Here is a 14,035-nt window from a genome sequence, read left to right on the forward strand (position 1 = left end):
TCAACATGAATGGATCTCAACATATCTGCTTTACAGACAGCGCCGGAAAAGCGCTGTTTTCCATTCCCGACAATGGTTTACTCTGCCTGTTCTATGGAAACGGGGACAGGCACTTTGCTGTTTGTCATCGTCTGGATGACACCCATGCAGAAATTGACGGGGTAAATTATTCGCTGCCGGATTTTGCCAAAAGGATGAAACACAACCAGATCAGCTTTGCTCCGGCATAAGGCTGGAAAACAAATAACAGGAGGATTTGAAAATGAAAAAAATTGAAAATACCGCTTTGCAGATGATTGCCGAGGCTTCCCGGTGTCCAGACTACGGCCCCGATATGGTTAAATCGCTGATGAAAAAGCTGGACATGAACGAAAAGGGCTTTGCTCTTTTGATGAATGTTGCCCCATCCACAGTGCGTCTTTGGACCAGCGGAGCTGCACAGCCCTGCGGCACAGCAAAACGCCTCATGCAGATTTATGAAACCGGTCCGGAGATTGTCGGCAAGATTGCCGGCGGGCAGCTACCGGCAGATGGGAGGGATTGATTAAATGGCGGAGACAGATAGCCAGCCGTTTGCGGAAAATGAGCAGGTCAAAGAGCTGCTTCACATGAAAGGAGGAATTTGATTGAATCAGGAACCACTACCGCAGATTCATTTGATCCGTGATACAGACTTATCCGTCTTTGCGTATGAGCTCCATATTTTTGCCGGAGATTTTCTTAGGGAATGCGAATTTAATATGCGTTCTCTGGCGACAAATACCGGGGCTGATTCCATTGCCATCATGGGAAAAAATCACATATGGCTTTCCGACGCTTTGTTTGCTTATTGTTCTACGGCGGATCTTTATCAAATGATCTCAACAACGGAGTTTATCGGAGCGAGGGCTTTCCTGTTTCATACGGATCGCAGAGAGGGCGGTCACTTGTACGGAGATGTCCTGATGATGGATTTAGACACGCTGCGGCAGGATATAAAAAGAAATATCCTCTATCCTTGCGGCGTCAATATCGAACGCAAAGATGGTTCAGCGGCTACGGTCAGCCTGAAAGAATGGACTGAAATGGAGCTTTACGAAAAAGATGCTCTGAAAAGTTGGGGGTTTTCTTATGCCCCGAATCAAGTTACGGAATGGCAGTACCACTATTCCACGATGTTCAGACAGTGGATGGATCAGGCATTTCGTTATATGCCCCAGGATTTAGAAGAACGCCTGAATATGCAATATATGGAGGCAGCCCAGAACCCGGATATGGATAAGTACCGCATACCACAGGGAACGGCAAAGCAGATGCTTCTTTATGACGAAGCCCCTGTGTATCGCCTTCTTCCATCCGGTTCGGAGAAAAATTGCGCCCATCGCGGCAATCTCTACGGGCCTGTGGTATGAAAATTACCGGGAGTTTGCCATTGCACCGGAGGATTTAGGCGCTCTGGACAAACTGATCCGCAGGGAAACTGACCGGCTCACAGGAAACCTCCCACAACTTCACAAAAACGAAGAACGTCGCCCTGCCCCGGAGCGATAAGAATTTTACACTGACTGGAGGTGATGAAGATTGGCAGGAGTGCATGAAGATTTCGGTGAAAAGATCGGCGGTGCGAAAAAAGACCTGTGGAAAGACCGCGGGCTGTATGCGGATGATCTGGAAGCCATGAATGAGCGCGAAGCCGAAAAATTTGTGAAAAAGGATAATGTCTGGAAAAAGCCGGACTATGCAGCCATGCTGGAGGAAGGGATTCCTCTTGGCGTGGTCTATTTTATCAAAAAAGCAAGGGACGGCTTAAACGCCTCTCCTCAGTATTACCGCACGGATGACACCCCGGAAAAACGGACTGCGAGGCAAAAGGAGTATATAAAAACAGTCCGGGAATTGCAGACAGTGCTTTCAGATGTCCGTACTGTGGAGGATGCCATGAGAGCCTATGACCGCTTTTTTCGTCGACAATGGATATTTAGAAAAGGTACAGGGCTGGGGAAGCGGAATCCATTACCGGGCAACGAAAAAGGGTCAGGACAATCCCGTGATTACAAACAAATTATCCAATACTATGCTGATCCGCTCGGCTGAATATTTTGAGCGCAACTTTACTCAGAAAGCAAAAAAGGAACAGTTTTGTGTTTCCAAAGAGCAGAAAATACCGAAAGGTTATGCGATCCACTTCAACGACGGGAAACATACCTATTCTAAAAATGAGGACTGGAAACCCGGTACCTACTATGTGACAAAAGGCTATTCGATCCTGCGGACCAATTTTGAGACCAAAGAAGCTGCCCTGAAATGGGTGCAGGAACTTGCCAAAGGCAGGAACAAAAATGGGAAGATCCGGTTTGTCCCTCCCCCAGCTCGCCCATGTCAAACGTACCGGCCCGGATTATCGGAATGGCGTGGAGATCACCGGACAGCATTATCTTGATACATTTGGATTCCGCGGCGGCGAGTTTGGAAACTGGATGAACCAGAACGACCGTCAGACCTCCCTTAACATGGGATTTGAAGCACTAAAGGATCTGGCGTCAGCCCTTAAGATCAGCGATAAAGATATTGCTTATCAGGGAACGCTTGCTATCGCTTTTGGTGCAAGAGGCAGCGGCAATGCTGCGGCTCATTATGAACCTTTGCGTACAGTCATCAATCTTACGAAAATGCACGGGGCCGGTTCGCTGGCACATGAATGGTGGCATGGACTTGACGATTATCTTGGTACAAAGATGGGCGCAAAAGGGATGCTGTCAGAACAGCCCCGCCTCTATGCGCCGTTCCAAAAACTCATTGACACCATGAAGTATAAACCGGAAACACCGGAACAGGCAGCAAAGCGCACGGAAGCACAAACAGAACGCACCCGGAAAAATGCGGCAAGCTGGCTGGATTCCTCGGTTCTTGCCTCTCTGAAACGGTATGGCAATGAGGAACAGATGGAAACCTACGCAGTCTTGCGGGAAGCATTTTTGTCCGGCGAACCCGGCTCTGTGGGACAGATCAGCGCATTTAAGAAGAATGTTACCGGCCGGGTAATTCCCAAAAGTGAACGGGAACGGCTGGAAATTTTTGAGCGTATGCTTTCCAGGATGCAGGCGCAGGAAGCTCCGCAGATTGGACGGACGGAAACTGATTTTTACCGTAATTCGGTACGCATGGGAAAAGAATGTGAAAAAGACGGCGGTTATTGGGACAGCAATGTGGAAATGACAGCCAGAGCCTTTGCCTGTTATATCAAGGACAAACTGCCCTACACATCGGATTATCTGGCAGGCCATGCCGACTGTGCCCTTACCCTGGTTTCCGGTAAAGACGGAGAAATGGAGGTATTGAAAGCCTTTCCTGTGGGGGAAGAACGCCGTGCGATCAACGCTGTTTTTGACGAGATCATTCAGGATTTGAAACGGGAACAGCTATTGACCCATGCCGATGTAACGCTTCCTCTCTCTGTTTCTGAACTTCGTGAGGCAGCGGACGGTCAGCTATCCATGTTCGGCGTCGGCCGTCCTTCCGTGATGGATCAGCTTGCGGCAAACAGACCGGCAGATAAAAAATCACCGGCACAGACGATTTTCAGAAAAAACCATGAGCCGGAAATATAGCAGGAGGTGAACAGCATTTTGGAAGAAAACAGGGATTACCATGCCTACCGGTATGGCGACCACTTGACGCCGGGATCAGAGCTTAAAATTGAACACAGCGTAGTTTGTGAAAATGTGGATATTTCTACTCTGATCACAATGGGAACCGATAGCCTGGAAGCCATGCGCCAGGGAAGTATTGACGGGGAGCAGAAAGCCTATGAAATCGTGGTGGCTGCTGCAAAACAGTGGGAACAGCAGGCAGCGGCAACACAGACGATCAACCGGGCTTTGGAATATCTTCGTACACCGGAGATCGAACATACCGGCAACCAGTGGAAAGACACCGATAACTGGAGGGCGGATCAGAAAATCAGCAACCGGGTCTATCAGATGACCTGCAGTATTTGGGAAGATACGAAATATGACAGAGAAACCAAACAGAGTGTTCCGATTGCCTGGTATGTGACATGGGAAGTCCGTATTCATTCCCCGAAGCAGGGATATGGAGCAAAGATTGCCGGACAAAACCAGAAACGATATACAGATAAGAACGCAGCCATAAAATACCTGGACGGGCGAAAGAAAGCCTATTCCCATTTATTCACGGAAATTTCCCCGCCGATCCCGAAAGAATATGAGCACCATTTTATGGTTCACGGTACTCTTTTACCTGGCTATACGGTTGAAGGACTGGAACAGGCCAAAACGGAACATGCCGCCGCCGAGGTTTCGGAGGGCGGTATTTTTACACCCGAAAACCAGGAGAAGCCTTCCGTCCTGGGGAAGCTCTCTGTGGCAAAAACTCAGGAAAAAACGCCAACCACTCCCGGTACGGCAATGAAAAAGAAGGAGGATATACAATTATGAAAGTGTTAATGGTAGAGCCGGGCAAGTCCCCTTATGCTGCGGAGATCGAAAGTGGTCTGAAATCCTTGCAGGCGGCAGTGGGCGGAGATATTCAGGCGGTCTATCCGTATGAGGACCCGGTGGCTCTGATCTGCAATGAAGAAGGCAAGCTGATGGGGCTGCCTTTGAACCGAGCTCTCTTTGACGATGACGGCCACATCTATGATATTGTGTCCGGGAATTTTCTGATCGTTGGTCTTGGCGAGGAAAATTTTACAGACCTTTCCCCGGATCTGATGGAGAAATATGGGGAGCAATTCAAGTACCCTGAAAAATTTGCAAGGCTTGCCGGCGAGATCATTGCAGTCAAGCAGCCTGCAACCAATGAACACCGGGAAAAACCGATGATGCACCATTCCGGCCCGGATTTGTAGAAAGAAAGGAGCCAATTATGTTAATGGCAGTAAATGAACCTTATGCCCTTATGGTGCAGCCGGACGATATTCTGATCTCTCCCCGTGAGGTAGATGAACATTTTGGGACGATGGTATGCTTCCATCCCCGCTATGCGCTGGGCGACCATCACAACTATATGGACAAAGACGACTTCCTGCGGGAAATGTATTTAGATACCGTAGGACATGATGAAGCCGGCATGAAACGCTATGAACGGATGGTAAACATTGTAAGCAGCCGTTTCCGGCATGGACCAAAGACAGAGGAACGGGCGATCGATGAAGCAATGCAGAAAGTAATTTCGGAAAAGTATCTGATGCTCCCCCTCTATCTCTACGACCACTCAGGTCTTGCCATGAGTACAGAAAGTTTCTCAGGCAGGGCCCCTCATGCAGAATGGGACAGCGGACAGGTCGGCTGGATCTATGTTTCCAAAGAAGATGCCCTAAAGGAATTTGACGCTGACAAGATGACCGGCGCCATCCGGCAGAAAGCGGACGCACTGATGCGCAGTGAAGTCGCCGCTTACGATTCCTATCTGCATGGCGAATGTTATGGGTTTGAGCTTTATAAAAACGGGGAGCTGTCGGATAGCTGCTGGGGCTTTATGGGTAACTTTTCCGATGTGTTGAAAGATATGGCGGAATACCTCCCGGATGAGTGCAAAGGGATGGTCGATCATCTGGAGGAACAGGAACGCCCGGCTACGATCATCAAGACGCTTTTGAAACATGCTAAAATTCAGGTCGATCAGGCAGCAAAAGCCTTTGAACACGCTTCCCGACAGCAGGTTCTTGGGGAAAGCCGGTAAAAAGTTATTTCCATATTATAAATACCGATTTTATCAGAAAGGAGGATGCTCTTGCAGGAAGATCTCGAACAACGAACGGTTTCTGTTTCTATACAGGCAGCAAAACTGTCAGGGCGGGTACTGCGTGCGGCTATTGCTGCGGTACTCCAAAAGATGGAACAGGAACGCACAATGCCAAAAGTCGGGCGCAACAGCATGAAGCGGCTGACTTATAAAGACCCCGGAGCCAATACCATTGAAGTTTCAGGGCGAATCCGCTCTTTTGAACGGTATGCCAGGAAACATCAGGTACGCTACCATATAGAAAAGGAACTTGGGACCGATCCCCCAAAATGGACGGTATATTTCAAGGCAAACCAGGCGGATGCACTGACGGCAGCTTTTAAGGAATATACGAAGAAAGACCTTACACGCAGCACCAGACCGTCGCTGCTTACACAGCTTCATAAGTTCAAAGAACTGGCGCAGTCGCTTGGCCGTGACCGTGTAAAGAACAAAGAACACGGAGGACCGGAACGATGAAGATTGATGCAGAAACACTGAAAAAACAGGTCATTCTCCATCTGCCTTATATTCTGTTCCTTCTGGTATTTGCCAAGCTGGGCGAGGCGGTGCGTCTGGCTCCCGGAGCAGACGCTTCCCAAAAGCTGTTAGGACTGTCCGAAGGCTTTGCCCTTGCGTTTCAGAGTATGTGGCCGGGAGCGGCAATGGACTGGCTGATTGGTTTATGCGGTGCAGCCATTATGCGGCTGGCAGTCTATCTTAGAGGGAAAGACGCTAAGAAATACCGCAAAAATGTGGAATATGGTTCTGCAAGATGGGGAAATAAAGCCGATATTGCCCCATTTATGGACCCAAAGCCGGAAAACAATATCATTCTTACCCAAAGTGAAGGACTGATGTTAAACGGACGGCCCAAAAATCCGGCCAATGCAAGAAATAAAAATGTACTGGTAGTCGGAGGATCAGGTTCGGGAAAAACGCGCTTTTTCATCAAGCCCAATCTGATGCAAATGCACAGTTCCTACGTCGTCACCGATCCGAAAGGTACAGTCCTTGTGGAATGCGGAAAGATGTTGCAGCGAGGCACACCAAAGCTGGACAAGGACGGAAAGCCTATGCGTAATGAAAAAGGAAAGATTATCTATGAGCCCTATAAAATACGGGTATTCAATACGATCAATTTTCAGAAAAGTATGCACTTTAACCCATTCGCCTACATTCATTCCGAGAAAGATATTCTGAAGATCGTCACTACCCTGATCGCCAATACCAAAGGCGAAGGAAAAGCCGGAGACGATTTCTGGGTCAGTGCGACACGTTCGCAGGCGGTAAAAAGTCTGCGCACAGTGTTGGTTTATTAAATAATAACCAGTCTGTGAACTGGTAATCCGATAGGTGGAATGATGGGGTAACGCCCTGAAACGTCTATCCTTGACGGACTTGCGTCAGCTGTAATGGCTGGGGTGAGAAGCTCCGTGACAACGACCGAGAGTAGTCGTAGGAATCTGCCAAAAGATTCTCGAAAACGCCCCAGAGGTGGGGTGCGCTACCTATAGGTCTAGGATCTATAAAATATCTATGGTTAGAATGTTTACTTTGGCGAGTAAACTGACGAAAACTGCGAATGTACGGTTCTAAAAGAAGACCATATAGAAATGTATGGGTGCGTTAAAGCGCAGTCAGTGTGGTTCAGTAGAAATTGACCCTACGAACGACCATGTTGTGTTACAGGCACATCCAAGCTGACAGGACTATAGCAGAGACCTAAGGATATATGTACAGATAGGATTATCGGAACGTGGAAAGGCATCAGATTCCATTATGGGATAGCCTGACGAAGAAAATAAGCAGGTGAACTGGTGCTGAAAAGCCGTGATCGAACTTATGATGAGTTCTGCGAAAAAGAGGAACTCGGAGGAATGGTCACAAGTCGGTTGAAATAAACAGGCATTATTCAGTCTTATGATAAGGATTACGAGTAAGACCAAAAGGGTCACTTTCGAGAGGAGGTGATGCCTTATGCCAAAGAAAAGTAAAACATTATGTGTAGATGACCTGCGTCATGCGGAGTACTATGGAATGCAAGATACTTTTGATGAACTATATCAAAAAAGTCAGAACGGTGAAGTATTTGAGAATCTTATGGATTTGATAGTGAGCAGGGATAACATTTTACTTGCGTACCGAAACATCAAAGCGAACAAAGGCAGCTACACGGCAGGAACAGATAAAAAGAACATCACAGATATTGGGAGTCGAACTCCTGATGATGTGGTAAAAAGAGTGAGATTTATTGTTACGGGAAGCGAACACGGCTACAGACCAAAGCCTGTAAGACGGAAAGATATCCCGAAACCAAACGGAAAAACACGTCCGCTGGGAATCCCATGCATATGGGATAGGCTGATACAGCAATGTATCAAGCAGATCATGGAACCAATCTGCGAAGCAAAGTTCAGCAATAATAGTTATGGATTTCGTCCGAACAGATCCGTTGAACATGCCATTAACAGAACCTACACCATGCTTCAAATGATGAACCTTCATTATGTTATTGAGTTTGATATTAAAGGATTTTTCGATAACGTAAATCATAGCAAGTTAATCAGACAGATATGGTCGCTGGGTATCCATGATAAAACGCTGATTTTTATTATCAAGCGAATACTAACAGCTCCAATTAAAATGCCCGATAATACAACGGTATTGCCCGACAAGGGTACACCACAGGGAGGAATTATCTCACCACTACTGGCAAACATCGTTCTAAATGAATTGGATTGGTGGATAGCCAGTCAATGGGAGGAAAATCCAATTGCTATAAGCAGAGGGCGAGAAAGAATAATCGGAAAAACTAAGGTTTTTGATAAAAGCCATGGTTATAGGATTATGAAAAACACAGAAATGAAAGAAATGCATATCATTCGGTATGCGGACGATTTTAGGATTTTCTGTAGAACGAAAGAGGACGCAGTCAGGACAAAAGAAGCGGTTACGGAGTGGATTGAAGAGAGGTTGAAATTAGAGGTGTCTCCTGAGAAAACAAGGATTGTGAACACCAGAAAACGGTGGTCAGAGTTTCTTGGATTCAAAATAAGGGTAAGGTTGAAGCATCATAAATATGTGGTGCAGTCGGCAATCTGTGACAAAAAGGTTGAAATTGAAAGAGCAAAGCTAGTGGAACAAGCGAAAAACATCGCAAAACCCAGAGAGAAAAAAAGTTGTTTATCAGAAATTCAGCTATATAACTCCATGGTGTTAGGCATACAGAATTACTATCAGCTTGCCACCTGTATCAGTATTGATTGCAGAGAATTCCATAGGCGAGTAATGACAGTTTTGACGAACAGGTTAAATACAGAAACAGGAAGTATGCTAAAACGTGAGGGTGGAACTATCACCCAAGCAGAAAAGGAAAGATTCGGACAGTCAAAAATGATTCGATATGTTTCAGGAATTGACCAGATGATCTATCCGATTGCATTCATCAAAAATAAAATACCGATGGCGAAGCGATCAATCGTTTGTAGTTATACAAAAGAAGGTCGTGCTCTGATTCATACAGAACTTAACCTTAATCAGTATGTTCTGAAAGGACTGAGAGAAAAAATATCCGTTGGTCATAGCACAGAATACCATGACAGTAAAATATCTTTATTTTCTGCTCAAAAGGGAAAATGTGCAATCAGTGGAGAAGAATTCGCAGATGCGGAACATGTAGCTGTATGGCTCAAAGTACCAGGATCACTTGGTGGATTTGAAAGATATAAAAACATGGTTCTGATTCACAAAAAATATCTGATTCTGTTACAAGAACTGCCCCAAGCAGCAATAAAAGACCTGATAAAAACACTCAATATCACAAAAAAGATGCTCGTGAAAATCAATAGTCTGCGAGAGCAGGCGAACCTGTCAGCAATAATATAAAACTTAAATTTGGTGACTGATTAAATGTCTTGTGAAGACAATCGATGGAGCGCCGGATGCGGTGAAAGTCGCATGTCCGGTGTGAAGTGGGGGAAAAGGTGGAGATAATATCAAAACCTTACCTATCACTATAAGCAGAAACCTTGCTTTATACGGCACTGATCGGATATATCTACTATGAAGCTCCGGTAAACGAACAGAATTTTGCCACACTGGTAGAAATGCTGAACGCAATGGAGGTCCGTGAGGATGACGAGTCATTCAAAAATGCCGTTGACCTTCTCTTTGACGCTCTGGAACAGAAAGACCCGGATCATTTTGCCCTGCGTCAATATAAAAAATATAAGCTCGCTGCCGGAAAAACAGCGAAGTCGATCCTTATTTCCTGTGCTTCCAGACTGGCTCCTTTTGACATTAAAGAAGTCAGGGAAATTACCATGTATGACGAGCTGGATCTGGATATGCTGGGGGATGAACGGACCGCTCTTTTCCTTATTATGAGTGATACGGACGGAACCTTTGCATTTTTGATCAGTCTGATCTATTCCATTTTGTTTAACCGCTTATGCGAGCGGGCGGATGATGTATATGGGGGCAGGCTTCCCATCCATGTGCGCTGCCTGATCGACGAGGCGGCAAATATCGGGCAGATCCCGAACCTGGAGCGTCTTATGGCGACCATCCGAAGCCGTGAGATCTCTGCCTGCTTGGTGCTGCAGGCGCAAAGCCAGCTCAAAGCCCTGTATAAAGACAACATGGACACCATCATCGGTAACTGTGACGCCTCTCTTTTCTTAGGAGGCAAAGAAGAAACTACCTTAAAAAGCTGGAACTCCCTATTAGGGAAAGAGACTATTGATCTGTATAACACCAGTGTCACAAAGGGAAATCAGGAATCCCACGGACAAAATTTTCAAAAGCTGGGAAAGGACCTGATGTCGGTGGATGAACTGGCAGTTATGGACGGGGGCAAATGTCTGCTGCAGATCAGGGGTGTGCGGCCGTTCCTCTCCCGGAAATACGATATAACCAAACACCCAAATTACAAACTGCTTTCCGATTTTAATGAGAAGAACGCTTTTAATATCGAAAAGTTTCTTTCTACCCGGATGCCGATGCGTCCCGGTGAACGATACCGTAATTATGAAGTCACAGCCGAAGATCTGGCTTCCCAGACTTTATAGAGTTGTTCCTGCCTGTCAAAGCATGACGCCCTGGCAGGCTTTGTTTTTGTCACGATGAAAGGAGGATATTTTGAGGATTCGTGATTCTCCCTGAAAAGTAAATAACCGCAGGATTTTTCCTGCCCCATGCCGCCGTGCTGTTTGAAACAGATTTTTTTCTAAAAACAGTGCGGCGGCTTTTTTTGTTTCCGGCCTGATACGGCCATATCACAAATTAAAATTTCTGAAATTAAAGGAGGAACATTATGGCATTTTTTGCAAGCGCGATTGATACTTTGAAGATCCTTGTGATCGCCCTGGGCGCAGGTCTGGGCGCATGGGGTGTTGTAAACCTTCTCGAAGGTTACGGAAATGATAACCCAGGTGCAAATGCTCATGTGCGGTAAAGTAATAAAAAGATTTAGGTAGCCGCCTTAACTATTCCTAAATAAGATAATATGCACAGTATTTTCTCGTAAATAGAAAATAAATTATTGCATTTTACCAATTATTATGTTAAAATGACAATGTAACAAAGAGCTATGTATTTTTAAGGAAAGGGAGGAACTTATGAATTTAAGAAAATCTATTTTAGCACTTTCAGTAGTAGCTGGAATTGTAGCTGCTCCAATGACTGTATTTGCCGCTCATACTCATAGTTGGGGTTCTCCCCAGTACTATGGATATGAAGATGAAATGCCTGGTATATATGATGACTGGGATAAATGTGCGACACGTCATGTATATAATTACAAACAATGTTTAATTTGTGGAGAAGTAAGCATTTATGAAGTTGAGACGATTGAAATGTCTCACAAATAGGTGAATGGTGCATGTGTATATTGCAACAAAGGTTACGCGAAAGAGATAACTATAAATGAGCAAATATCGAATTTTGCACAAACTTATCCCACAAACTTAAAAGCTTCTTCGAATGAGGCGCTGCTTTTTATGAGGCGGTACAGGTTTGCAAACTGTTCCTGCTTTAGCTGCTGCTTCAAGGATGCGTATCCCTCTTCGAATGTGCAGTAGTTTCCAGAATGCATACAGCACAAATAGTGGACCAACGACATGATCAGCCAATACCTTTGGATTCCCTGACGGGATCGGATTTGATAACTATCCAGCGCAAGTTTACTTTTGCTCTGCCGGAAAAATAATTCAATCGGCCACCGTTTCGTATAGGTGTCCAGGATCTCCTGCGTGGATAACTCTGCATTTGTAGAGAGAAATACACGCAATGCTTTGGGATTCCCAAATCCATCCTTCGGATAGCTGAGGATCACCGCTGCATTTGGAATGCCATTCAACTCCCCTTCATAGCGGTATACATAGAATTCACGGCTGCCAACGGTCACGAGGCTGACATCCGGGTCTGTTTTCCGCAAATGAAGGGCAAATGCACTGGCTTTTTGACGGATCCCGCATGGATAAAGGATTCGGTTGGTCTTTAATGCCCCAACCGTATAGAATCCTTTCCGAATAAAACGGTCCATCACTTTTGCAGTAGTATACCAGCTGTCACAAAGAAAGTAGGAAATGACCGGCGCAGCGGGAAGTTCTTCCGCGATCTCCTGTACAATCTGGATCTTTGATCTTGATTTATCGTACAGGATGACTGCATAATTCAGGGTAATCCCGTTGCAGGAAAGCATAACGGAGACAACCTGATGCCCATAATCCTGACAGCCTTTTAAATGTGATTGATGAAAATACGCAGCTTCGATTGGATGAACCGCCTGTGACGAAGGCCGGGTATGTGAAGCAATCGTATCATCCACAATACAGTAAATCGGTTGTCCGGAACGCTGTGCTTCCCTATAAATGGCTTGGAGGATGCTGCTTTTTAAAACATCCTGCAATGCATCGTCCTTCCATTTTCCGTGATTCAGGAAATAAGCGGTCGTTGTCCTGTGGCAATGGCTGACTTCTTGGAAATCAACTGTTTTTCCCCGGTATCCCCGGAGAAAAACAGACAGGATGATGGTCAATAAGTGGTTCAGATACACATCGGATAAAAATAATCCGAGATTTAATGCTTTCAGGTAATTGTAAATATGTTTGGAATGATGTATACTGTTTGCAACGGACACCCCCTTGTTTGAGTGAGTATGTTGTTTGTTGGTACTTCAATTATACATCCTTCTACAGAGGGTGTCTTTCTTTTGTGCAATATTTTGGATTTGCTCATTTATAGGAGATAAATTAACATAGTATCATTACCGGCAAGTTTATAATCAAAAAATAGAAAGCATTGAGAATATTTCAAAATTTCTTGAAAGTACTCTCAGTGCTTTCTTTGATAATATGAAAGGAGAAATAAATGCAAAAAAAACAACTTTCTGTATTAGTACTAATTATTTTATGCTTTTTATTAGGATGTAACAGAGAAACACCAAAAGATGAATCTCAACAAAATTATGAAGATGAATCTAATATTTCTAAAACAAATGGAGAAGAACTTGTAAATATAAACAGTGAATTGTTAGGTTCGACTCCTTTTGATATCCAAATCGATAAAACAGCATTGCAGACTAGAAAAGAAACAGAAACAGAAGTTACAATAAAGACAAATTTAACAGACTGGGGTTATACTGTTTCTTCTGAAAAAGGGAAAATATCTGATATAAATAAAAATTCATTCATATATATAGCACCTAAAGATGAGAGGGATGATACTATAAAAATACAATTATCGGACTATGAAAATGGCATATCATATGAATATACAATTCCACTTATTTTTGCGGGAAACAATGAACATTCTTTAGATAAATTCAAGGAAAATCTTTCAAGATTACCTAATAGTTAGTAAAGAGTCGATAGACTAAAGTACCACCATCCTCTTTTATTTCAACTGAATATCCATCCCGCCGCACCGCAGCGGCACATGAAGCAGTAAATCCGAAAAAGATTTGCTGCTTTTTTTGCGTCCATTTTTGGCAAATTTCCAAAAGTTCCGTATTAGACAGTGAAACCAAAAAAGGCTGCCATTTTTTTTCAGACAGCGGGCAAAACGCAGCTTCCGAAACGCCTTATTGTCGGGAAAGACCGAGCCGCCGGAAAAGTTCTTGCCGGAAAGTCCGTCCATTCTGCTCTTTTGTGGTTTGTAGGGAGTAAGGGAAAAACGCCAGCCCGCAGCCTTTTATAAAAAAAGCTGGTTATAGATTTTCTGAAAAAGTGGCAGTAGCAAGTGAACGGCAGGCCGGCAGTTTCTTAGAGCAAGATTCTACCGAGGTGCCAAAATTCGCTTATCGCTC

11 protein-coding genes and 4 pseudogenes are annotated in these 14,035 nt (G+C 44.9%); 14 read left to right on the plus strand and 1 reads right to left on the minus strand.

Annotated elements, in window-relative coordinates:
* The first annotated feature begins 5 nt into the window (after positions 1–5).
* The 13 genes and pseudogenes from RJD28_06055 to RJD28_06115 all read left to right on the plus strand — a co-directional run bounded on the left by RJD28_06055 (position 6) and on the right by RJD28_06115 (position 11,597).
* A complete protein-coding gene (locus RJD28_06055; GenBank protein ID WNV59053.1) occupies positions 6–230 on the plus strand; it encodes a hypothetical protein in 225 nt (74 codons plus the stop codon).
* A gap of 32 nt (positions 231–262) precedes the next feature.
* Positions 263–544, plus strand: coding sequence for an XRE family transcriptional regulator (locus RJD28_06060; GenBank protein WNV59054.1), 282 nt, complete (start codon positions 263–265; stop codon positions 542–544).
* Positions 545–785: 241 nt separating this feature from the next.
* Positions 786–1,391 (plus strand): hypothetical protein, encoded by a 606-nt coding sequence (locus RJD28_06065; protein WNV59055.1) that lies wholly within the window; start codon positions 786–788, stop codon positions 1,389–1,391.
* Between the two features lie 265 nt (positions 1,392–1,656).
* Positions 1,657–3,587, plus strand: a pseudogene (locus tag RJD28_06070) (LPD1 domain-containing protein).
* Positions 3,588–3,605: 18 nt separating this feature from the next.
* Positions 3,606–4,436, plus strand: coding sequence for a hypothetical protein (locus RJD28_06075; protein ID WNV59056.1), 831 nt, complete (start codon positions 3,606–3,608; stop codon positions 4,434–4,436).
* Positions 4,433–4,849 (plus strand): DUF3846 domain-containing protein, encoded by a 417-nt coding sequence (locus RJD28_06080; GenBank protein ID WNV59057.1) that lies wholly within the window; start codon positions 4,433–4,435, stop codon positions 4,847–4,849. Before RJD28_06075 ends, RJD28_06080 begins: the two co-directional genes overlap by 4 nt.
* Before the next feature lie 17 nt (positions 4,850–4,866).
* A complete protein-coding gene (locus tag RJD28_06085; GenBank protein WNV59058.1) occupies positions 4,867–5,682 on the plus strand; it encodes a hypothetical protein in 816 nt (271 codons plus the stop codon).
* Positions 5,683–5,733: 51 nt separating this feature from the next.
* The gene (locus RJD28_06090; GenBank protein WNV59059.1) at positions 5,734–6,204 is read left to right on the plus strand and encodes a PcfB family protein; all 471 of its coding nucleotides are present in this window, start codon (positions 5,734–5,736) and stop codon (positions 6,202–6,204) included.
* Positions 6,201–6,992: pseudogene (locus tag RJD28_06095) on the plus strand (type IV secretory system conjugative DNA transfer family protein). Before RJD28_06090 ends, RJD28_06095 begins: the two are co-directional and overlap by 4 nt.
* A gap of 712 nt (positions 6,993–7,704) precedes the next feature.
* Positions 7,705–9,612 carry a group II intron reverse transcriptase/maturase gene (gene ltrA, locus RJD28_06100; GenBank protein ID WNV59060.1) on the plus strand — a complete coding sequence of 636 codons (1,908 nt, stop codon included), beginning with the start codon at positions 7,705–7,707 and terminating at the stop codon, positions 9,610–9,612.
* A gap of 134 nt (positions 9,613–9,746) precedes the next feature.
* A pseudogene (locus RJD28_06105) lies at positions 9,747–10,796 on the plus strand (TraM recognition domain-containing protein).
* Between the two features lie 245 nt (positions 10,797–11,041).
* A pseudogene (locus RJD28_06110) lies at positions 11,042–11,170 on the plus strand (Maff2 family protein).
* A gap of 175 nt (positions 11,171–11,345) precedes the next feature.
* Positions 11,346–11,597: a desmoglein-4 gene (locus RJD28_06115; protein WNV59061.1), complete on the plus strand. Its 252-nt coding sequence runs from the start codon at positions 11,346–11,348 to the stop codon at positions 11,595–11,597.
* 83 nt (positions 11,598–11,680) lie between these two features.
* Here RJD28_06115 and RJD28_06120 read toward each other — a convergent pair whose 3' ends face one another.
* Positions 11,681–12,637: a transposase gene (locus RJD28_06120; protein ID WNV59062.1), complete on the minus strand. Its 957-nt coding sequence runs from the start codon at positions 12,635–12,637 to the stop codon at positions 11,681–11,683.
* 461 nt (positions 12,638–13,098) lie between these two features.
* On the opposite strand from RJD28_06120, the gene RJD28_06125 reads away from it, so the two are divergent.
* Positions 13,099–13,587: a murein transglycosylase gene (locus RJD28_06125; protein ID WNV59063.1), complete on the plus strand. Its 489-nt coding sequence runs from the start codon at positions 13,099–13,101 to the stop codon at positions 13,585–13,587.
* Positions 13,588–14,035 lie beyond the last annotated feature (448 nt).

The sequence above is a fragment of the Oscillospiraceae bacterium NTUH-002-81 genome, assembly GCA_032620915.1.
GTDB lineage: Bacteria > Bacillota > Clostridia > Lachnospirales > Lachnospiraceae > JAGTTR01.

Excerpts from the sequence above, each read along its gene's own strand:
- ltrA (WNV59060.1), top strand. The coding sequence starts at position 7,705 with ATGCCAAAGAAAAGTAAAACATTATGTGTAGATGACCTGCGTCATGCG.
- RJD28_06085 (WNV59058.1), top strand. The coding sequence starts at position 4,867 with ATGTTAATGGCAGTAAATGAACCTTATGCCCTTATGGTGCAGCCGGAC.
- RJD28_06125 (WNV59063.1), top strand. The coding sequence starts at position 13,099 with ATGCAAAAAAAACAACTTTCTGTATTAGTACTAATTATTTTATGCTTT.
- RJD28_06080 (WNV59057.1), top strand. The coding sequence starts at position 4,433 with ATGAAAGTGTTAATGGTAGAGCCGGGCAAGTCCCCTTATGCTGCGGAG.
- RJD28_06065 (WNV59055.1), top strand. The coding sequence starts at position 786 with ATGGGAAAAAATCACATATGGCTTTCCGACGCTTTGTTTGCTTATTGT.
- RJD28_06115 (WNV59061.1), top strand. The coding sequence starts at position 11,346 with ATGAATTTAAGAAAATCTATTTTAGCACTTTCAGTAGTAGCTGGAATT.
- RJD28_06055 (WNV59053.1), top strand. The coding sequence starts at position 6 with ATGAATGGATCTCAACATATCTGCTTTACAGACAGCGCCGGAAAAGCG.
- RJD28_06060 (WNV59054.1), top strand. The coding sequence starts at position 263 with ATGAAAAAAATTGAAAATACCGCTTTGCAGATGATTGCCGAGGCTTCC.